Source organism: Bacillus sp. SRB_8 (assembly GCF_003264205.1).
Classification (GTDB): Bacteria; Bacillota; Bacilli; order Bacillales; family Bacillaceae_G; genus Bacillus_A; species Bacillus_A mycoides.
Map to the genome: position 1 here is coordinate 734,366 of NZ_NADT01000018.1, position 20,711 is coordinate 755,076.

A 20,711-nucleotide genomic window follows, 5' to 3' on the forward strand; every position below is an offset into this window, starting at 1 on the left:
AAGAGGCTTTCTTTTAAAGAAAGCCTCTTTCCCTTATTTTTCTACAGCAATTTCTTGCTTTTGAAATAAAGAAACTACATATCCAATTGCAATTCCAATGATACCCGGAACTAGCCAACCAATCCCTACACTATATAATGGAATTTTATCTAAAATAGGAGCAAGGGCCGCTACTTGAAGATTTGCATTATGCAATCCATCAAAGAAGCTAATTGCAAATGCGCCTACAATACCGCCTACATACATAGCTAATGGAAGACGAATATAGTTTTCAACAAGTGATAATACGATCAGTACGATACCAATTGGGTAAATTGCAATTAAAATCGGCAATGCTAATGCGTTTAACTGAGTTAAACCAAGATTTGCTACCATAAATGCTAATACAGAGAAAATAAAAATGACTTTTTGATAAGAAAGCTTTGGTAATAACGAAGAAAAATATTCTCCACAAGCTGCTACAATACCGACAGAAGTTGTTAAGCATGCTGCTGTAATTGCGATACCTAGTAATAATGTTCCGTAGCTACCAAATAAATGATTCACGACGTTTGTTAAAATAATTCCGCCGTTTGCTCCCATTCCAAGTGAAACACTTGAAGCTCCAAGGTAAGCAAGTGCTAAATAAACAAGAAGTAAGCCAAGTGCTGCAATAAATCCTGCAAAGATTGTTACTTTCGCAATACTGTTCTTATTTGTAATGCCTTTTGCTTTTAAAGCATTGATCACAACATTTCCGAAAACAAGTGCTGCAAGTCCATCTAAAGTTAAATATCCATCAATAAAACCTTTAAAGAGCGGGGCACTATACGCTTCTGTAGGGGCACCAAACTCTCCCATTGGAGTCATAATTGCTTTCGCTACAATAATTGCAATAACAGCTAATAAAATTGGAGTTAACACTTTACCAATGCGCCCCACTAATTTCGATGGGTTTAATGCTAAATAGAAAGTTACCGCAAAGAAAATAAATGTAAAGATGACAAGTGGATAAGCCTGACTAGCTACCTCACTTGGTAAAAATGGTGCAATGCTCATTTCATAAGCAACAGTCCCTGTACGTGGCACACTAACAAATACGCCTAAACATAAATAAATTGCAGTAATGAAAATTAGCGCGAATACAGGATGTACACGTCTTGCTAATTCATTAATATCTCCCTTTAGAGCTATAACAATAACTCCTAATAAAGGCAGTCCTACACCTGTTACGATAAAGCCAAATAACGCGATCCATACATCTGTTCCAGCACCTTGCCCTAACGCTGGTGGAAAAATCATATTACCGGCACCGAAAAACAGTGCAAATAACATTAAGCTTATTGCAAACATCTCAGAAAACTTTAAAGATGACTTCATTTCTACTACCTCCTAATTATTTTATTGACAAAATATTCTGAATTAAAATCCGTCACATATCCTCTTTCAAGCATACTTCCCCGTAAAAGAACGCAAAAAACACCCGTCCCTAACAAAGGGACGAGTGTTGAAATCGTGGTTCCACCCTTATTCTAATAAAATGAATTTATAACGAAATAAGCTCATTTTATAGCTCGTGTAAATTGATAACGGTTTTATCCGCCAAGAATTACAATGCATCTGCAGTTCACTCTTGAAGTTTAGAGGTGGTAAGTTTGTCTTTCCGTATTAGGAAGCTCACAGCCTAAGGCTTCCCTCTCTGAGAATCGTCAAAAACAACTCATGTCCTCATCATTACTTTTATAAAATATGTTGTCGAAACTTGTTGTTTTTTATTATATGGGCTATTTTTTAAAAAATCAATAGTTTTATTTTTTCTGACAAAAAAATATAGGGAGAAAACTTTCCTCCCTATAACTGCCCTATTAATATTTCTAATTCCTTAGGTGTAATGTCTCGCCATTTTCCAGCTTCAAGCTCATTTAGCTCTATATTCATAATGCGTACTCGCTTTAGCTTTGTTACAGTAAATCCGAAAGCACGACTCATTCTACGAATTTGCCTATTCATTCCTTGCGTTAAAACGATGCGGAATGTAGACTGGTTAACTCTCGTCACTTTACATGGCTTCGTCATTCCATCTTTAATCTTTACACCGCTGGACATCTCATCAATAAACCAATCTGTAAACGGCTTATCAACAGTGACAACATATTCTTTCTCATGCTCATGATCACCGTGCAAAATTTGATTCGCAATCGCACCGTCATTCGTTAATAAGATGAGTCCTTCCGATGCTTTATCTAATCGTCCAACAGGAAAGATTCGTTCTGGATAATCGATATAATCAATAATATTATCTTCAATATGTTCAGCTGCTGTACAAGTAATTCCGACTGGTTTATGGAAGGCAATATACACCTTTTCTTTCTCTTCTTTTACAATAACTTGCCCATCAATCGTTACAATATCACCTTCATTAACGAGTGCACCGTGCGTACATACTTCACCGTTAATACAGGCACGTCCTGCTTTAATGAGACGGTCTGTTTCACGTCTTGAGCAGGATTTTGCTTCGCTTATGTATTGGTTGATTTTCATGTTTTGTTCCTTTTCTTATAGATTAAAAGCGTCAATCCATGGCGATATCATTATGCCAAGATTGACGCTCCTTTACTTCGCAAAAACAACTAAATAAATAACCCCAATTACCAAAAATATTCCGCAACAAGCTAACAATACTTTTGCAAGTTTGTCCATAAACATATAATGGTTTCCCCTTTTGTTTGGTTGTTTGCTATTTTAATTCGACAACTGTTACGCCTAGGCCTCCCTCGCCCATGTCACCGTAGCGGTAGGTTTTCACACCGCGATGTTTCTTCAAGTAATCTTGTACACCTTGGCGAAGCGCTCCTGTTCCTTTGCCGTGAATAATTGATACACGAGGATAGCTTGCAAGCTGTGCATCGTCTAAATATTTTTCAACGCGCATCATTGCATCTTCATAACGTTCGCCGCGAAGGTCTAGCTCTAACGACACGTGATAATCTCTACCCTTCACACTTGCGACTGCTTTTTTCTCAGTTTGCTTCGGTGTATTAATGTATTCCATATTGGATTCTTTCACTTTCATCTTCAGAATACCAATTTGTACGCTCCACTCTGTATCACTTACTTTTTTAAGCAATTGACCTTTTTGACCGAACGTTAACACTTTTACTTCATCACCTGCGCGTAATTGTTGTTTTGGCGCTGTGTTTTTCACGTTTACTTTTTGTTTCTTCACAAGCTCTGGCGCCGCACCTTCTAGACGGCTCTTCGCTTCAATAAGCTCATGGTCTTTCACGTTTATAAGCTGTGCTTTACGCAATTGACGAAGTTCTTGAATAATGCCTTCTGCTTCTTGCTTTGCAGCTTCGACTTTTTCTTCCCCTTCTTTTTGCGCTTTTAATAATTTTTCATCGCGCTCATCGTTAAATTCAATAATTTGACGTTGTAATTCACGATGAAGTTTTTCAGATTGCTTACGATGCTCTTCCGCTTCTTTTCGTTCGCGCTCTGCATTTTTTTGGCTTTCTTCTAGCTTTGCAATCATATTTTCGATTTTGTTCGTATCTGTACTAATATGGTTACGAGCGCGATCAATAACGCGATCAGACAAACCAAGACGCTTCGAAATTTCAAAGGCGTTACTACGTCCTGGTACACCGATTAATAATTTGTACGTTGGGCTTAATGTATTCACATCGAACTCAACGCTCGCATTAATAACTTGCTCACGATTGTATCCATATGCTTTTAATTCTGGGTAATGCGTCGTTGCAACAACGCGAGCACCACGGTTACATACTTCATCTAAAATAGAAATCGCTAGTGCAGCCCCTTCTTGCGGATCTGTCCCAGCACCTAATTCATCAAAGAGGACTAAACTTTCAAAATCAGCTTTTTCTAAAATATCTACAATGTTTACCATATGAGAAGAGAATGTACTTAAATTTTGTTCAATCGATTGCTCATCACCGATATCAGCAAAGATGTTTTTAAATACACATATCTCTGATTCATCCATTACTGGAATATGAAGACCAGATTGCGCCATTAAGACACAAATACCGACTGTTTTAAGTGTAACTGTTTTACCACCTGTATTCGGTCCTGTAATAACGATTGTTGTAAAGTCTTTACCAAGCATAATGTTATTTGGCACGATAATTTCCGGATCAATAAGCGGATGGCGTGCTTGTTTTAAATCCATGTAGCGTTCATTATTTACGATTGGCTTCGTCGCTTTAATTCGCTTCGCATAAAGAGCTTTCGCAAAAATAAAATCAAGATTTGCAACTACTTCTACGTTTGATAAAACAATATCAGCTTCCACTGCTACTTCTTCCGTTAACATCATTAAAATGCGTTCTACTTCTTGTTTTTCTTTCACACGTGCTTCTTGAAGTGCGTTATTTAATTCCACGATTACTTGCGGTTCGATAAATAATGTTTGTCCAGAAGCAGATTGATCGTGAACAATACCACCATATACGCCGCGGTATTCTTGTTTTACCGGGATTACGTAGCGTTCGTTACGAATCGTTACAATTGCATCTGATAACATTTTTTGCGCGTTTGAAGAACGCGTCATGTTTTCTAATTTCTCACGAATACGGCTTTCCGCAGTACGAATTTGATTACGAATACCACGCAATTTGTCACTTGCGCTATCGACTACTTCACCGCCGTCACCAATACAATTTGTAATCTTCTTTTCTAAATCATATAAAGACACAATTTGCGCGACATGTGTTTCTAAAATTGGAAGCTCAACACCGTTGTCAATCATATCGTCAATGAAACGTTTCATTTGGCGACTACCGTACATCGTACTTGCGATTTCAATTAATTCATAAGGACTTAACATACTTCCAATTTTCGCACGCTTAATATTTGAACGAATATCAGAAATCCCTCCAAGTGGTACATGTCCTTTTAAACGGATGACTTTCGCTGCCTCATCCGTTGTTTCTTGCAATTCCACAATTTCTTCAAAATCTGTGCTTGGCACTAAATTCTTCACTTTATCACGACCAAGTGAAGATGCTGTATGTTCAAGTAATTGTTCTTTTACTTTATTGTATTCTAATACACGCAACGTTCGTTCTAACATGTTGCAGGTCCCCCCTGTATTACTTATTACGTTTAATATAGTCTAATAAACGTTCAATATCCCATGTGTTAATCACGTTATCTTTTTGAATCCAACCTTTACGCGCTGCTGCTACACCTGTTTCCATATCTTCTAACATTTCAAGTGTATGGGCATCCGTATTAATCGCTACTTTTACACCAGCATCTTGTGCTTGTTTTAATAATTTCGCGCTTAAATCTAGACGGTTTGGATTTGCATTTAATTCTAAAACTGTATTTGTTTCTTTTGCGAGCTGGATTAATAAATCTGTATCTACATCGTAACCCTCACGGCGCCCAAGAAGACGTCCTGTCGGATGGGCAATCATTGTGACATGCTTATTCTCAAGTGCAGTGCGAAGACGCTTCATAATCGTTTCACGGTCTTGTGAGAAGCTAGAGTGAATAGCTCCAATGACATAATCTAGTTCTGCTAATACTTCATCGTCAAAATCAAGTGTCGCATCTGGTAAAATGTCCATTTCAATCCCGCGCAAAATTGTAATGTCTGGATACTTTTCATTCATACGTTCAATTTCTTTCGCTTGTTCACGAAGACGCTCTTTCGTTAAACCGTTTGCTACTTTCAAGTATTGCGAGTGATCAGTAATTGCCATAAATTTATATCCACGAGCGCGGCACGCTTGCACCATTTCTTCAATTGAAAAAGCACCGTCACTCCACGTTGTATGCATATGTAAATCACCCTGTATATCAGAGAACTGAATTAAGTTGGGATACTCTTTAATTAATTCAATTTCTTTTCCATCTTCACGCACTTCTGGTGGGATGAATGGAAGGCCAAAGTGGGCGAAGAATGCTTCTTCTGTTTCGAATGTTTTCACTTCACCTGTCTCTAAGATTTCCACACCGTATTCACTAATTTTCTCGCCTCTATCTTTCGCAATTTGGCGCATTTTTACGTTATGGTCTTTTGATCCTGTGAAATGGTGAAGAGTTGTAATAAATTCTTCTGGTTTTACTAAGCGGAAGTCAATTGAAATATCATATTCATATTGAAGACGAACAGATACTTTCGTATCTCCACTTGCAATCACTTCAATCATATTATCAAATTGTAGTAAATGTTCACGCACTACTGCTGGCTCTGTCGTTGCAATGATGAAATCTAAGTCCTTCACTGTCTCACGAACACGGCGTAAACTACCAGCGCGTGAGAAACGAATTATTTCAGCAACATTCGACAATTTCTCCTCTATTTCCCCGGCAATAGGCAATACCATCGCAATTGGTAAACGCTCTGGACGAGAGCCTACTTGATCAATTGCTTCTAATATTTTCTCTTCTGTTTTCTTACCGAATCCAGCTAAAGCTTGTACTTTATTTTCTTCACAAACAGCTTTTAACGTTTCCATATCAACAACACCAAGTTCTTTGTATAACTTGGCCACCTTCTTACCACCAAGGCCTGGTAGTTTTAATAGTGGTAATAAACTGCTTGGTACTTCTTTTTCAAGTTCTTGTAGTACTTCAGATGTTCCCGATTCTATATATTCTTGAATAACTGCTGCCGTTCCTTTTCCGATACCTGGAATCTTTGTGAAATCTTCAATTTCAGAAAGACTACGGTCATCACTTTCTAGTGCTGCCGCCGCTTTACGGAATGCAGATATTTTAAATGGATTCGCGCCCTTTAGTTCCATAAATAGGCCGATTGTCTCTAGTAATTTGATAACTTGTTTTTTATTCACTTTCATCATTGCCCCGCCTTTCTTTCATAGAAAAAAACTTCTCTTTCCGAAAAAAGAGAAGTTACACTCTGCTACCTGTCTGCCATAGTTCCTTCACCTTTTCAGAAAGAATCGGTGTATCGTCTACAATTATTTTGCTAATTGATGATTTTTGTAATGGTGTTTGTATTTGTTCAATTGGAAGAATTGTTCCAACAATAATTAAGACAAACAGAATGATATACACTTCTAAAAAGCCAAGAAGTGCCCCAGCAACCGCATTGACTTGCTTTAAAACTGGGATTTCTGCAAACATATTCAGTAAATTACCAAGTAGTGAAAGTGCGATTTTTGTAATAATAAATAATACAATAAACGCAATTGCTTGATAGAAGACACCCTCAATATTATTCGCATCTATCCATTCTGGAACAGATACATTCTTATCGAATGGATACGGAATAAATTTCGCAAGCGTTGGCGCTAAATCTTTACAGTACCAGTATGCAACGAGGTATGCGATAATAAAGCTTGTTAACTTTACAAGTTGCAAAATAAATCCTCTGCGTAAACCGAGGAAAAATCCCATAACAAGCAATAAAATGATAATAATATCAATCATGTTTATTCCATTCCTTTTTGTGTCATACTTTCTTTCAACTTCTCATGTTCTTCTTTTAATTTTATGTAATCGTGTATGACGTTTACCGCCGTCAATACCGCTAGTCTACTCGTATCAAGCGAAGGATTCTTGGCATTGAGTTCGCGCATTTTATCATCCACAATCGCTGCTACCATGCGGATATGACTTGTACTTTCATCGCCAACAACTGAATACTGTTGGCCATATATTTCTACATTAATTCGACTTTTATTTCCCTTTTGTTGTGACAACTCACCGGCCTCCAATCACGTACAGAATCCTAAAGTTTATCATACCATGAACCATCATAATATGGAAACAGAAAGAACAATCCGATATGATAAAAATAACAACATAAAAAAGGAGCGACCATTTTGTCAAATTCTATCGTAATACAAACAAGTTCTACAGTAATTGAAGACATGAAACAACAATACAAACAAGCACTTAGCCCCAAAATTCCGCAAGGCGGTATCTTTATGGCAAAGGTTCCATCTTGCACAATTACAGCTTATAAATCAGGGAAAGTGATGTTTCAAGGTGGACGTGCTGAAGCAGAGGCTTCTCGTTGGCAAACTGTCTCTCAAACACCAAAATCAGCTGTAAAAAAATCGGTCAATTCACATCGTTATGCGCCGCCCGCTTCCATCGGCACAATGTCTATTCTAGGATCAGACGAAGTAGGTACTGGTGATTACTTCGGACCGATGACAGTAGTTGCTGTATATGTGGATGCGAAGCAAATTCCACTTTTAAAAGAACTCGGTGTAAAAGACTCCAAAAACTTAAATGATGCTCAAATTGCTGAGATTGCAAAACAACTCCTTCACGTTGTTCCTTACAGCTCCCTCGTTCTCCATAATGAAAAATATAACGAGCTATTTGATAAAGGAAACAACCAAGGTAAACTAAAAGCTTTACTACATAACAAAGCCATCACAAACTTATTGGCAAAAATCGCGCCTACAAAACCAGAAGGCATCTTAATCGACCAATTTACACAGCCTGATACATACTATAAATATTTAGCGAAACAAAAACAGGTACAGCGTGAAAATGTTTACTTCGCTACAAAAGGTGAAAGTGTCCATTTAGCAGTAGCCGCCGCTTCCATTTTAGCTCGTTACTCATTCGTAAAACAATTTGACGAACTAAGCAAAAAAGCTGGTATGCAACTTCCGAAAGGTGCTGGTAAACAAGTTGATATTGCCGCTGCTAAATTAATTCAAAAAGTCGGTAAAGAAAGACTACCTGAATTTGTAAAAGTGCATTTTGCTAATACAGAGAAGGCGTTTCGCTTATTAAAATAGTATCGACAAAAACAGGAGCCTACAAACTCCTGTTTTTTGTTTCGCTTTAGTCCACTCTACTATCGCCTGTGTATTTTTGTTATAATTAAAATATACATATTTTTCAAACATATGAGTTCCTATTACTACTTCTACAAATGATTCTAGATATTTTACTAGGTGATCCACACGAAAGACAGTTCGAAATTAGAGAAAACATTCAGCTACTAAGTGAACAACCCGTGTTCAACGATTTAATAGAGCGCTATGGCCGATCTTTCTTATTAAACTTTCGGATTCGAAGATTTATCGGGAAACACGATGCCCGCTTGTTAATACATAATCCAGTAAAGCTGCAACACTTCTGTGAGGAACTTGAATTTATGATTAGAAAAAGAGGATTGTTTAAATAAGGAGGTAATTCATATGAACTCTGTTAAAGTTAAAAAGATATTATATATTTTAGTACACCTCGTGTTCCCTCTCTCTTACCTTACAATCTCTATCATTTGGGGAGCTTTTTTCACTTCCAAATCCACATTCGAAAATATATCTGATAATCTTTGTGTTATGGCCATCTATTACGTTCTCATGAGCTTACTGTGGTTTTTCTATTTAGATCGATTAGACAAAGATGTAGATAAAATTACAAAAGAGATTAATGATAATAAGATGTAATACATAAAAAAAGGAGAGCCGCCAAGACTCTCCTTTTTTATGTTAGCTTCGTTTCTGCTTCTTATTTGATGAAGATACTTTATGAGAACCTGTTTCATGTGTCGTCGTTCCTTGTCCTTCTACTTCTGGAGAACCTAGGCTTGATCTTGAATGATCTTTTTTCACTTTTTTACTCATTTATATTCACCCCTTCGCGTTACTTTTTGCTACGAGGTAATAAACTATTCAAAATAAAAAGCGAGAGGAAACCCTCTCGCTTTTTTCATATTTTAGAACTCAGAAGAACCTGGAGTTCTTGGGAATGGAATTACGTCACGGATGTTAGCCATGCCAGTAATGTACATTAGGAAGCGCTCGAAACCTAGACCGAATCCAGCGTGTTTTGTACCGCCGTATTTTCTAAGTTCTAAGTACCACCAGTAGTCCTCTTCGTTCATACCTAATTCTTTAATTCTGTCTACTAAAACGTCCATTCTTTCTTCACGTTGACTTCCGCCGATTAATTCGCCGATGCCAGGAACTAGAAGGTCAGTAGCTGCTACTGTTTTACCATCTTCGTTCATACGCATGTAGAATGCTTTAATGTCTTTCGGATAGTCAGTTACGAATACAGGGCGTTTGAAGATTTCTTCTGATAAGTATCTTTCGTGCTCTGTTTGTAAGTCAATACCCCATTCTACTGGGTATTTAAATTCAGCACCTGATTCTTGAAGTACTTTAATTGCTTCTGTATAAGTGATGCGACCGAAGTCAGAGTTGATCACGTTGTTCATGCGCTCTAGAACTGTTTTATCAACGAAGCTGTTGAAGAAGTCCATTTCTTCTGGTGCATGCTCTAGTACGTATTTCATTGCATATTTCAGCATATCTTCTGTAAGATCCATTACATCGCCTAACTCAGCGAATGCAATCTCAGGCTCAACCATCCAGAACTCAGCTGCGTGGCGAGTTGTGTTTGAGTTTTCTGCACGGAATGTAGGACCGAATGTGTACACATCACGGAATGCTAACGCATAAGCTTCAGCATTAAGCTGTCCACTTACTGTTAAGTTTGTTTCTTTACCGAAGAAGTCTTTTGATTCGTCAACTTGTCCGTCTTCACCTTTAGGTACGTTGTTTAAATCTTGCGTTGTTACGCGGAACATTTCGCCTGCACCTTCTGTATCACTACCAGTGATGATTGGTGTGTGAACATGTACGAATCCACGCTCTTGGAAGAACTGGTGAATCGCAAATGCTGCGATAGAACGCACACGGAACGTTGCAGAGAATGCATTTGTTCTTGGACGTAAGTGAGCGATTGTACGTAAATATTCAAACGTATGACGCTTCTTTTGAAGTGGGTAATCAGAATCTGATAAGCCCTCGATATCAATTTTTTCTGCTTTAATTTCAAATGGTTGCTTCGCTCCAGGCGTTGCAATTACTTTACCTTCTACTTTAACTGAAGAGCTAAGTGGAAGCTTTGCAATTTCTTTGAAGTTCTCTAATTCTGTATCGAAAACGATTTGAACACCTTTGAAGAAGCTACCGTCGTTTAATTCGATGAAACCAAATGCTTTTGAATCACGTAAGTTACGAATCCAACCTGATACTTGTACTGTTTGATCTGCGTATTTATCTGTATCTCTATACAGACTTTTTACTAATGTGTTTTCCATAGTAAAATTCTCCTTTACTCATATATTTAAATACAAAAAAACCTTTCATCCATAAAGGGACGAAAGGTTAAACTTCGCGGTACCACCCAATTTGTCATAAAGACCAACTTTAACTCGTATGTAATACATACTTCCCGGTTTGTAACAGGCCGGATTCCCGTCTAAGTCTACTCTTGAATACAAGTTTCAATTTCGGTTAGCAACTCCAAGGTGTTCTTCACATATACCGCCTCATCAGGCTCTCACCGTCCCTGACTCGCTTTGGATTATAGTATATACTACTTTTCCTTATCATCGTCTTTCGTTTTGTTAAACTAAAATTAATGTACTACATTCGAGAGAAAGATGCAAGATGCCAGAAAATATATCAGCGATTTTCGCAATATATCGACTTACCGACAATCGTGCCATAAAAAAATTGCCGGACTTAATCCGGCAATTTTTTATTACTTACGTAACTCCGCACCAAATTTCTCTTCTACCGCTGTTAATACACGGTTATGTGCTTCTGTTACTTCTTCGTCTGTTAATGTACGTTCTGCATCGAAGTAGTTCATAGAGAATGCAATTGATTTCTTGCCTTCTTCCATTTTTTCACCTTCGTATAAGTCGAATAGTGCTACGTCTTTCAGAAGTTCTCCGCCAGCTTCAGCAATGACTTGCTTCATTTCACCAGCTTTTGTTTCTGTTGTTACTACAACAGCCATATCACGTGTCATAGATGGGAAACGTGGAATTGCTGAGTAGTAAGTTCCCTCAGCGTCTGCACCGAATACTTTTGCAAGAGATAATTCGAATACGAATGTATTTTTCACATCTAATTGTTTTTCTGTTTCCGGGTGCAATTGACCGATGAATCCGATTGCTTCACCATCTAATACGATGTCAGCAGTACGGCCTGGGTGCATACCTTCACGTTTTGCTGGTGCATAAGTGATTTGATTTGCCACGCCAAGTACGTCGAATAATCCTTCTAATACACCTTTAACAACGAAGAAGTCTACAACTTTCTTCTCACCTTGCCATGCATGGTGAAGAGCAAGACCTGTCATAACACCTGCAAGATGTTGTTCTTCTTTCGGAAGTTCTCCTGCTTCTGTTGGTAAGAAGATAGAACCTACTTCATATAATGCAACGCTGTCGTTTTTACGTGCAACATTGTATGAAACTGCTTCTAACAATTGTGGCACTAAGCTTAAACGAAGTTGGCTACGCTCTTCGCTCATTGGAAGCGCAAGATTTACAGGAGCTTTTTCGTTCGGCTCAACCATATATTGTTTCGCTTTGTCAGCGCTTGTTAATGAATATGTGATTGCTTCATATAAACCAGCACCTTCTAGGAAGCGGCGTACTTTACGACGTTTCGTTTGTGCTGATGTTAATTTACCACGTGTCATTGTTCCAGATGGTAATGTAACTGGAATGTGATCATAACCATACAGACGACCTACTTCTTCTACTAAGTCTTCTGAAATTGTAATGTCAGGACGACGTGCTGGTACATTTACATGGAATGTTCCTTCTACTTCTGTGAATGGGAATTTTAAGTTTGTGAACATTGTACCCATTTCACTCGCAGAAATATCTGTACCTAATACACGGTTTACTTTTTCAGCTGTAACAGATACTGTACGTTCTTCTACTTGTAAGTTATCAGCTTCTACTACACCTTCAAGTGCTTCTCCACCAGCGTATTTTGCCATTAAAGCAGCTGCATGTTGAATTGCTTCAAATGTACGTGTTGGGTCGATTCCTTTTTCAAAACGTGCACTTGATTCGCTACGAAGACCTAAGTCTTTTGATGTACGACGCACTGTTTGACCTGCAAAGTATGCAGACTCAATTAGAACGTTTACTGTCTCGCTATCAACTTCAGAATCCGCTCCGCCCATTACACCAGCAACAGCTAACGCTTTTTCACCGTTTGTAATAACAAGGTGGTGGCTTTGTAACGTACGTTCTTGAGCATCTAATGTTTGAATCTTTTCGCCTTCTTTTGCAAGACGAACAACGATTTCTTTTGAACCTAATTTATCGTAATCGAATGCATGTAACGGTTGACCGTATTCCATTAAAATGTAGTTTGTAATATCAACTACATTACTAATTGGACGAATGCCAGCTGCCATAAGACGAGTTTGCATCCACATTGGTGATGGACCAATCTTTACGTTCTTCACCATTTTTGCAATATATAATGGGTTTTCTTCTTTCGCTTCTACACTTACAGAAATGTAATCAGAAGTTTTTTCTTCTGTTTCTTGTAAGTCGATAGCTGGAAGTTTTACTTCACGGCCGTAAATAGCAGCTACTTCATATGCAACACCTAACATGTTTAAGCAATCTGCACGGTTTGGTGTTAAACCAAGCTCAAGTACTTCATCATGTAAATTTAAAATTTCAAGTGCATCTGCACCAACTTCAGCATCACTTGGGAAGATGAAGATACCGTCTGCATATTCTTTCGCAACGAATTTCCCATCAATACCAAGCTCTTGAAGAGCACAAACCATACCGTGAGAAGCTTCCCCGCGTAGTTTTGCTTTTTTAATTTTGAAGTTACCAGGAAGTACAGCGCCAACTTTTGCAACTGGTACTTTTAAACCTTTTGCAATGTTAGCAGCTCCACAAATAATTTGAACCGGCTCTTCTTCACCGATATCGATTAAGCATTTGCTTAATTTATCAGCTTCTGGGTGTTTTTCACATTCTAATACGTGACCAACTACAACACCCTTTACACCTTTATTTAATACTTCAACACCTTCTACTTCAATACCACTTTTCGTGATTTTGTCTGCTAGTTCTTGTGCTGTTACATCTTTAATATCTACATACTCTTGTAACCAACGATATGATACGAACATATTTATCCTCTCCTTCCCTTACGCTCGTTTGAATTGTTGTAAGAAACGTACATCATTTGTATAGAAATGACGAATGTCATCTACGCCGTATTTCAACATTGCGATACGCTCTGCGCCCATACCGAATGCGAAACCTTGATATTCTTTTGAATCATAACCAGCCATTTCAAGTACGTTCGGGTGAACCATACCTGCTCCTAAAATTTCGATCCAGCCAGTCCCTTTACAAGTGCCACAACCTTTACCGTGACACATCATACAAGAAATATCCATCTCTACAGACGGCTCTGTGAATGGGAAGAAACTTGGACGAAGACGGATTTCACGATCTTCACCGAACATCTTTTTCACGAATACTTGCAGTGTACCTTTTAAGTCACTCATACGAATATTTTTATCAATTACAAGACCTTCAATTTGCATGAATTGGTGTGAATGCGTTGCATCATCGTCATCGCGGCGATACACTTTACCAGGACAAATAATTTTAATCGGGCCTTTTTCTTTATTCTTTTCCATCGTACGTGCTTGCACAGAAGATGTATGTGTACGTAGTAACGTTTCTTCTGTAATGTAGAATGTATCTTGCATATCACGCGCTGGGTGATCTTTCGGTAAGTTTAATGCTTCGAAGTTGTAGTAGTCTTTTTCTACTTCTGTTCCTTCAGCTACTTCATAACCCATACCGATGAATACATCTTCAATTTGTTCAACAACTGCTGTTAACGGATGGTGACAACCTGTTTCAACAGGACGACCTGGCAGTGTAACATCAATTGTTTCAGTAGCTAATTTCGCCTCAATTACTGCTTTTTCTAAGTTACCAATTTTGTCTTCTAGACGCGTTTGAATCGCTTCACGTACTTCATTTACTAATGCTCCCATACGTGGACGCTCTTCTGCTGATAATTTTCCCATGCCGCGTAATACTTCTGTAATTGGACCTTTTTTCCCTAAATACGCTACGCGTACGTCGTTTAAGCCCTTTAGCTCTTTCGCTTCTTCAATAAGCTCTAACGCTTTTTGCTTTAGCTCTTTTAAACGTGCTTCCATTTGGAACCCTCCTAATTTTAAAAATAAAAAAACCCCGCTCCCAAAAAGGGACGAGGTAAATTCGCGGTACCACCCTAAATTGACAGAACAAGTCTGCCCACTCATTAGTTATAACGATCAATTCTGACCGGAACGCCTTTACATATAAATGGTCCTGGCGCCAACTCCAGAGGTGAATTCACTTCCATCTACCATAAGAATGCTTTCAGTCTACGGCACTCTCTCCCTATATGGCGATTTTGTAAGCTACTCTTCTCTATCAACGTTTTTCATTAATATACTTTTATTATATGTTCAAAAAAGTTCGATACTCATTTCACCACTTTTTTATGAACATGCACTTCAACTTATTATAAGAAGTTTTTTATCGATTCGCAACTGGGCTTTGTAAATAATACGTTAAAATCCCTGCTGCAACCGCAACATTTAATGATTCTGCCCCGCCGTAAATCGGAATATACAAGTTTTGATCACTTTTCGCAAGAATTTCTTGGCGTACGCCGCTTCCTTCATTCCCTACAATTAATGCAAAACTTCCAGCCGGGGTTACTTCACCAAATGGAACTCCATTTTCAAGAGCTGTTCCATATACAGGGACGTTATTTTCTTTTAACTTGTCTACCCATTCTTCTAAGTTCCCTTTCACAACCGGTAAGTGGAAAATAGAACCTTGTGTAGATCGTAGTACTTTACTATTATAAACATCAACGCACCCTTCTCCAAGCACAACGGCATGAATACCCGCTGCATCCGCTGTACGAATAATCGTTCCCAAATTACCTGGGTCTTGAAGGCCGTCTAATAAAAGAAATTTCCCATCAGTAAGAGCTACTTCTTTCTCATGTTTCTCACAAACAGCAAATACACCTTGCGTTGTTTCTGTTTCGCGAAGTACTTTTACAATTGCTTCAGGCACAATATACATTTCAACATCATTAACTGTCCAATCTTTCGGAAGATCTGTCTGATCTGAAACGATAAGTTCTGTTACAACTCCTGCCTTTAACGCTTCCTCTACTAAATGGAATCCTTCTACAAAAAATAAAGCTTTGTTATCGCGCTCTTTTTTCGTCTGCAGCTTTTTCCACTGCTTCACACGCGGGTTTTGTACTGAATCAATGTTTTTCATAATATGTATTTCCCTCTCTTCTTGTCTTATCATTATAGCCTATTTTTCATACATATTTACATAAAAAAGAACAAAAACTAACGTCAGTTTCAATTCTGAAGAAGAGGTGAAGATAATGAGTTTTAATTTACGCGGCGCGGTATTAGCGAATGTATCTGGAAATTCACAAGACCAATTACAAGAAACGATTGTCGATGCAATTCAAAGCGGTGAAGAAAAAATGCTTCCAGGTCTTGGCGTTTTATTCGAAGTCATTTGGAAAAATGCTGATGAAAATGAAAAACACGAAATGTTAGGAACACTGGAGCAAGGATTAAAAAAATAAGCAATAAAAGGTCACCTTAGAAAAAAAACTAAGGTGACCTTTTATGTCTATAAAATTTTTCTTCTCCTAAACATTTCTACTTTACTAACGCTACCCCGATGGAGTACAATGTTCAAAATACATTTAAACCGATCGATTTTTCTTCATGTACATCATTAGATAAAAGGAGTGAATGTTTTATGCAACGTATTACGCTTGAACAAGTTTTTAAACATCACATTACACAAAAATATGTAAACCGTTCTGGAATGGTCCACGCGATTGCTGTCGCTTATCATGCGTTTCACTTAGCCAAAAAGCATCACGCCTCAGTCGATGCTGCGACAAAGGCTGGCTTCCTTCATGATATCGGACATCATACGTGGTACACAGGCGGCGAATGGGACTATGACTTGTATAAAAAGAATGATATACATGCGATTAAAGGAGCAGAAAGATCTCATAAATTGCTTATTAGATTAGGAGAACATCCCAAACTAGCAAAAGAAATTTCTGTTGCAATTCTTCTGCACACTGATTCTTTCCTACTAGAACAAACACTTGAAAGAACACCTCTACAAAATGTTATTAAGTGGGCGGATGAAGCCGATGAAGAACCAGGTGGCGCACACCATTATAGAACTATTTCTTATGAAAAAGCATTGAAAGCAATTCAGCAATTAGACCGATTGGTAGAGCGTGAATTACAAATAGAGCAAAAGAAATTGAATGACAAGGCAGAACATAGTTATCAATGAGAAAGAGGCATCACTATAGGGTGATACCTCTTTTATTATTTTGCGAAAAATACACCTTTGTATGTAATATTTAAATGTTACACCCAAAAGCAAAATACTTTATAATTAGATATACAAATATAAAGAGGTGATTTTACAAATGCAACCCGCTACACAACTTTCTAATGAACAGAAATACTCTATGTCATGGGGACAATTTATTAGCTCCGTTTTATTCGCTTTTTTCGGAACCGGACTTATTACTGTGTTCCTCGCAATGCCCTTAACCATTTATACAGCCGGTCTTACAGATAAAAAACAAATTGCCCTGTATGAATCTATTGCAAATACTGCAAGTATCGTATTACAACTAGCCGTGTTGTTATTCTTCATTTTCAAATTTGAACCTGCAAAAAAATTACTGCTAAAATCTTTTAACTTTAAAGCACTTAAAGAATGGCGTACATACGTATACTTACTTCTTTTCTTCGCTATAAACATTATACTCAATTACATCTTGTTAAATTATGTGTTCCAAGACGCAACAAAGCAGCAATCTTCCGCACTAAACTTAGACGTTTTTAAGCAGTATCAAATATTATTACTTCTCGGCTTCGCTATACTCACACCAATTTTTGAAGAACTTATTTTCCGTGGCTTTATACTTCGCTTCTTCTCAGAGCGCTTTCCATTTTGGATTGCAGCCATCATAACAAGCTTCTTCTTCGGTATCGCTCATACATACTCACTGGGAGTAATGGTAATTACTTTCTTCATGGGATTATTAATGGCTATTTTATGTAAAAAAACAAAATCCATTATTCCAGCTATGTTATTTCATATTATGAATAATATGTTGGCATTCTTGAGTTAAAAAGAGGTATCATCACTTCTCATTTCTATCAATTTATACATATTTATTAATAATATCCAAAATAAACCTCATGTAGTAAAATATAACTCATCACCATAGAAGGAGATTATTTATGTCGAGCTTACTTTGGATTTTTTATATGCCACTTCTTGTTTTATGCGGATTTTTCGGTGGTATTTTTTTAATTATTACTAGCATTAAACATCTTAAATTATTTGTGGGTTTAATGGGGCTACTTAGCCTATCTTTTGTCACACTACCTTTTGTTTTTTGGGGCATGGGGGTGAATAGCGATACGATCCTCCCTATTTCAACTACTTTATATTGGATACTGTTTTCTTTAACTGGATTATTGGCAGGATTAAATGGATTACAGGCAAAGATTAAAAGTATACGTAATATGGGATTCATTATTTTTATCGCTGGCATATTAGGGGTTATTTTCTGGGTACTTATGTCTGTAGGGGATTCATTCTATATATAATATTTTATCGGAGGTAATACAGAAGTGTTTGGAATATTAACTTGGATGGTTTTGGCTCTTACTTTGATGTTATGCCAATTCATCGTTGGCATTTTTTTAATTATTGCTGGCATTAAATATCGTAAATCACTTACTATTATAGCTGGTTTGATTAGTATATCGCTTATCTTTGTTCCTATCATTTGTATAGGTTTTGGAATAGATTTAGAGGGGATGGTTCCAATTTCAGGAACTTTATATTGGTGTTTCTTCTCTTTAGCTGGACTACTAGCTATTATAAGTGGAAGACAAATATCCAGCATTCGTGCTATGGGAACAATTTTGTTTATAACAGGGCTGTGCTCCGTAGCTGGTTATCATTTTTTATATCTCACTCTTTAAAAAGACAAAAAAGCAGGGAAATTAATTCCCTGCTTTTCTATTTGGTTTATTGCCTGATGGTAAGAAGAACGATAACACCCAAGCAATACCGGCTAATATAGTTGCAATTAAGAAGGCATCGTTAATACCGTTAATTGCAGATAGTTTTGAAATTTGTCCAAATAATAGTTGTGTACTCATCGCATCTCCTGCTTGAGCTGATCCGGCTAATGCCGCTAAGCTTTGGCCCATACCATGTACTTTATCAACTAAAATCGGGTTTGACGTTGTTAACATATTGCCGTAATCCGCTACGTGAGCAGTAGTTTGTTGCGTCATAAGCGTGATTAATATCGCTGTTCCAATTGAACCAGCTACTTGTCTTGACGTATTTTGCGTTGCTGTACCGTGAGAAATTAATTTCATCGGCAGTGCATTCATACCAGCTGTCATAATTGGCATCATAATGAATGACATACCAATTGAGCGTATAATATAATCCGTCATAATAACGCTATACGGTGTATCCATCGATAACGTTGTAAATTTATATGTCGCAAATGTTGTAATGGCTAATCCGACAATTGCTAACGGACGAATACCATACTTATCAAATAGTTTACCTGCAACTGGTCCCATGATCCCCATAATTAATGATCCTGGAAGTAATAATAAACCAGATTCCATCGGTGTAAAACCGCGAATGTTTTGCAAGTATACTGGAAGTAATAACATACCTCCGAATAAGGCCATCGTTACAATCGCGTTAATTACTAATGTGAAAGTGAACGTCGGATATTTAAACACTTGTAAATCAAGCATTTTATTGTCTGTTGTTAACTCTCTCCAAATAAATACAGCTAAACCAACGACACCGATGATAAGTGTTATAACAACTTCTGCACTAGTCCAGCCATTATTTCCAGCTTCACTAAATCCGTACAGTAAGCTACCTAGTCCAATACTTGAACTAATAACACCGAATACATCTAACTTTGTTTTAGACACTGGCTGAGCTAGTGTAAAGAATTTAAAAGATAAGAACGTAATAATTAAACCGATAACAAACATCCCATAGAACATTAAGTTCCAGCTATAGTTTTCAATTACCCAACCTGTTACAGTTGGTCCGATAGCTGGTGCTAAAATCATCGCTACCCCAAGTAACCCCATAGCTGCTCCGCGTTTATTAGGCGGGAATAATGTCATGAAGATATTCATACCAACTGGCATTAAAATACCTGCGCCAACCGCTTGAACAACACGGCCTGTCATCATCATTGTAAAGTTTCCTGATGTAGCACAAATGATAGACCCTACAGTGAAGAATAACATTGCTGCTATGAATAATTTACGATACGTAAATCGTGAAACTAAAAATGCACTGATTGGTACTAAAATCCCGTTTACAAGCATGAAGCCTGTAATTAACCATTGTGCTGTTGAAGTTGATACGTTAAATTCATTCATTAATGGAGGCAGTGCAACATTAATGATCGTTTGGTTTAAAATAGAAACGAACATACCGAGAATTAATACAGCTACAACTGCCTTTACATTCACATTCTCTACCGGCAATTGTCTCTTCAGCATTTCTTTTTCCCGTTTTACTTGCTCTTGCTTCCCTGTTTCTAATTCCACTACGTTAGAAGCTTCTGTTTCTTGTTTTTGTTCAAGTTCTTTCTCTACTGTTTCTGCTTGACTTACTTCTATCTTACTTACGGCTGGGACTTGTTCTTCTCCCACATTCGTTTTTTTCTTTCGTAAAAGACGATTTACAAGGAAGAAGACGATTATACAAAATAGTGCATATCCTACAATTGTAATTGAGGACATCTCATCTC

At 37.6% G+C, this 20,711-nt stretch carries 20 protein-coding genes and 3 other annotated features; of the genes, 8 read left to right on the top strand and 12 right to left on the bottom strand.

Annotation, left to right across the window (positions count from 1 at the left end; genetic code table 11):
* Window positions 1-33: 33 nt before the first annotated feature.
* The 6 genes from brnQ6 to zapA all read right to left on the bottom strand — a co-directional run bounded on the left by brnQ6 (window position 34) and on the right by zapA (window position 7,682).
* The gene (brnQ6, locus tag B5P40_RS13925) at window positions 34-1,359 is read right to left on the bottom strand and encodes a branched-chain amino acid transport system II carrier protein BrnQ6 (RefSeq protein ID WP_061673924.1); all 1,326 of its coding nucleotides are present in this window, start codon (window positions 1,357-1,359) and stop codon (window positions 34-36) included.
* Between the two features lie 113 nt (window positions 1,360-1,472).
* Window positions 1,473-1,723 (bottom strand) — a binding site (T-box leader).
* A 107-nt stretch (window positions 1,724-1,830) separates the two neighbouring features.
* Window positions 1,831-2,520, bottom strand: coding sequence for a 23S rRNA pseudouridine(2604) synthase RluF (locus B5P40_RS13930; RefSeq protein ID WP_033731387.1), 690 nt, complete (start codon window positions 2,518-2,520; stop codon window positions 1,831-1,833).
* A gap of 196 nt (window positions 2,521-2,716) precedes the next feature.
* Window positions 2,717-5,077, bottom strand: a complete 2,361-nt coding sequence (locus tag B5P40_RS13935) for an endonuclease MutS2 (protein WP_078213675.1) — start codon at window positions 5,075-5,077, stop codon at window positions 2,717-2,719.
* Window positions 5,078-5,096: 19 nt separating this feature from the next.
* On the bottom strand, window positions 5,097-6,815 hold the full coding sequence (gene polX, locus B5P40_RS13940; RefSeq protein WP_002088901.1) for a DNA polymerase/3'-5' exonuclease PolX: 1,719 nt from the start codon (window positions 6,813-6,815) through the stop codon (window positions 5,097-5,099).
* A gap of 55 nt (window positions 6,816-6,870) precedes the next feature.
* The gene (locus tag B5P40_RS13945) at window positions 6,871-7,410 is read right to left on the bottom strand and encodes a CvpA family protein (RefSeq protein WP_002034246.1); all 540 of its coding nucleotides are present in this window, start codon (window positions 7,408-7,410) and stop codon (window positions 6,871-6,873) included.
* 2 nt (window positions 7,411-7,412) lie between these two features.
* Complete coding sequence (gene zapA / locus B5P40_RS13950) at window positions 7,413-7,682, bottom strand: cell division protein ZapA (RefSeq protein WP_002088902.1); 270 nt, start codon at window positions 7,680-7,682, stop codon at window positions 7,413-7,415.
* A 123-nt stretch (window positions 7,683-7,805) separates the two neighbouring features.
* Here zapA and rnhC point away from each other — a divergent pair, with 123 nt between their 5' ends.
* From rnhC to B5P40_RS13965, 3 genes are all read left to right on the top strand, one after another.
* On the top strand, window positions 7,806-8,741 hold the full coding sequence (gene rnhC, locus B5P40_RS13955; RefSeq protein ID WP_078175944.1) for a ribonuclease HIII: 936 nt from the start codon (window positions 7,806-7,808) through the stop codon (window positions 8,739-8,741).
* A 137-nt stretch (window positions 8,742-8,878) separates the two neighbouring features.
* Window positions 8,879-9,133: a hypothetical protein gene (locus B5P40_RS13960; protein WP_078175945.1), complete on the top strand. Its 255-nt coding sequence runs from the start codon at window positions 8,879-8,881 to the stop codon at window positions 9,131-9,133.
* 13 nt (window positions 9,134-9,146) lie between these two features.
* The gene (locus B5P40_RS13965) at window positions 9,147-9,398 is read left to right on the top strand and encodes a hypothetical protein (protein ID WP_002143326.1); all 252 of its coding nucleotides are present in this window, start codon (window positions 9,147-9,149) and stop codon (window positions 9,396-9,398) included.
* Between the two features lie 42 nt (window positions 9,399-9,440).
* On the opposite strand, the gene B5P40_RS13970 is transcribed toward B5P40_RS13965, so the two are convergent.
* The 5 genes from B5P40_RS13970 to B5P40_RS13990 all read right to left on the bottom strand — a co-directional run bounded on the left by B5P40_RS13970 (window position 9,441) and on the right by B5P40_RS13990 (window position 16,141).
* Complete coding sequence (locus tag B5P40_RS13970) at window positions 9,441-9,575, bottom strand: YuzL family protein (RefSeq protein WP_000039594.1); 135 nt, start codon at window positions 9,573-9,575, stop codon at window positions 9,441-9,443.
* Window positions 9,576-9,667: 92 nt separating this feature from the next.
* Window positions 9,668-11,059: an asparagine--tRNA ligase gene (gene asnS / locus B5P40_RS13975; RefSeq protein ID WP_002034242.1), complete on the bottom strand. Its 1,392-nt coding sequence runs from the start codon at window positions 11,057-11,059 to the stop codon at window positions 9,668-9,670.
* Between the two features lie 52 nt (window positions 11,060-11,111).
* Window positions 11,112-11,363 (bottom strand) — a binding site (T-box leader).
* 142 nt (window positions 11,364-11,505) lie between these two features.
* A complete protein-coding gene (gene pheT, locus B5P40_RS13980; protein WP_113709338.1) occupies window positions 11,506-13,926 on the bottom strand; it encodes a phenylalanine--tRNA ligase subunit beta in 2,421 nt (806 codons plus the stop codon).
* A gap of 18 nt (window positions 13,927-13,944) precedes the next feature.
* Window positions 13,945-14,979, bottom strand: a complete 1,035-nt coding sequence (gene pheS / locus B5P40_RS13985) for a phenylalanine--tRNA ligase subunit alpha (RefSeq protein ID WP_002015457.1) — start codon at window positions 14,977-14,979, stop codon at window positions 13,945-13,947.
* 43 nt (window positions 14,980-15,022) lie between these two features.
* Window positions 15,023-15,251, bottom strand: a binding site (T-box leader).
* A 92-nt stretch (window positions 15,252-15,343) separates the two neighbouring features.
* Complete coding sequence (locus B5P40_RS13990; protein ID WP_002015458.1) at window positions 15,344-16,141, bottom strand: TrmH family RNA methyltransferase; 798 nt, start codon at window positions 16,139-16,141, stop codon at window positions 15,344-15,346.
* An 82-nt stretch (window positions 16,142-16,223) separates the two neighbouring features.
* Here B5P40_RS13990 and sspI point away from each other — a divergent pair, with 82 nt between their 5' ends.
* The 5 genes from sspI (at window position 16,224) to B5P40_RS14015 (ending at window position 18,888) form a co-directional block, all read left to right on the top strand.
* Complete coding sequence (gene sspI, locus B5P40_RS13995) at window positions 16,224-16,433, top strand: small acid-soluble spore protein SspI (protein ID WP_000009511.1); 210 nt, start codon at window positions 16,224-16,226, stop codon at window positions 16,431-16,433.
* Between the two features lie 179 nt (window positions 16,434-16,612).
* Window positions 16,613-17,170, top strand: coding sequence for an HD domain-containing protein (locus B5P40_RS14000; protein WP_002067431.1), 558 nt, complete (start codon window positions 16,613-16,615; stop codon window positions 17,168-17,170).
* Between the two features lie 139 nt (window positions 17,171-17,309).
* The gene (locus B5P40_RS14005) at window positions 17,310-18,023 is read left to right on the top strand and encodes a CPBP family intramembrane glutamic endopeptidase (RefSeq protein WP_076540591.1); all 714 of its coding nucleotides are present in this window, start codon (window positions 17,310-17,312) and stop codon (window positions 18,021-18,023) included.
* A gap of 112 nt (window positions 18,024-18,135) precedes the next feature.
* Entirely contained in the window at window positions 18,136-18,507 is a 372-nt protein-coding gene (locus tag B5P40_RS14010; RefSeq protein ID WP_002165001.1) for a hypothetical protein, read from the top strand.
* A gap of 24 nt (window positions 18,508-18,531) precedes the next feature.
* Window positions 18,532-18,888, top strand: a complete 357-nt coding sequence (locus B5P40_RS14015) for a hypothetical protein (RefSeq protein WP_016092408.1) — start codon at window positions 18,532-18,534, stop codon at window positions 18,886-18,888.
* A 21-nt stretch (window positions 18,889-18,909) separates the two neighbouring features.
* Here the strand turns inward: B5P40_RS14015 and B5P40_RS14020 are convergent, their stop codons facing one another.
* Window positions 18,910-20,703 carry a DHA2 family efflux MFS transporter permease subunit gene (locus tag B5P40_RS14020; protein WP_113709339.1) on the bottom strand — a complete coding sequence of 598 codons (1,794 nt, stop codon included), beginning with the start codon at window positions 20,701-20,703 and terminating at the stop codon, window positions 18,910-18,912.
* Window positions 20,704-20,711: the final 8 nt, after the last annotated feature.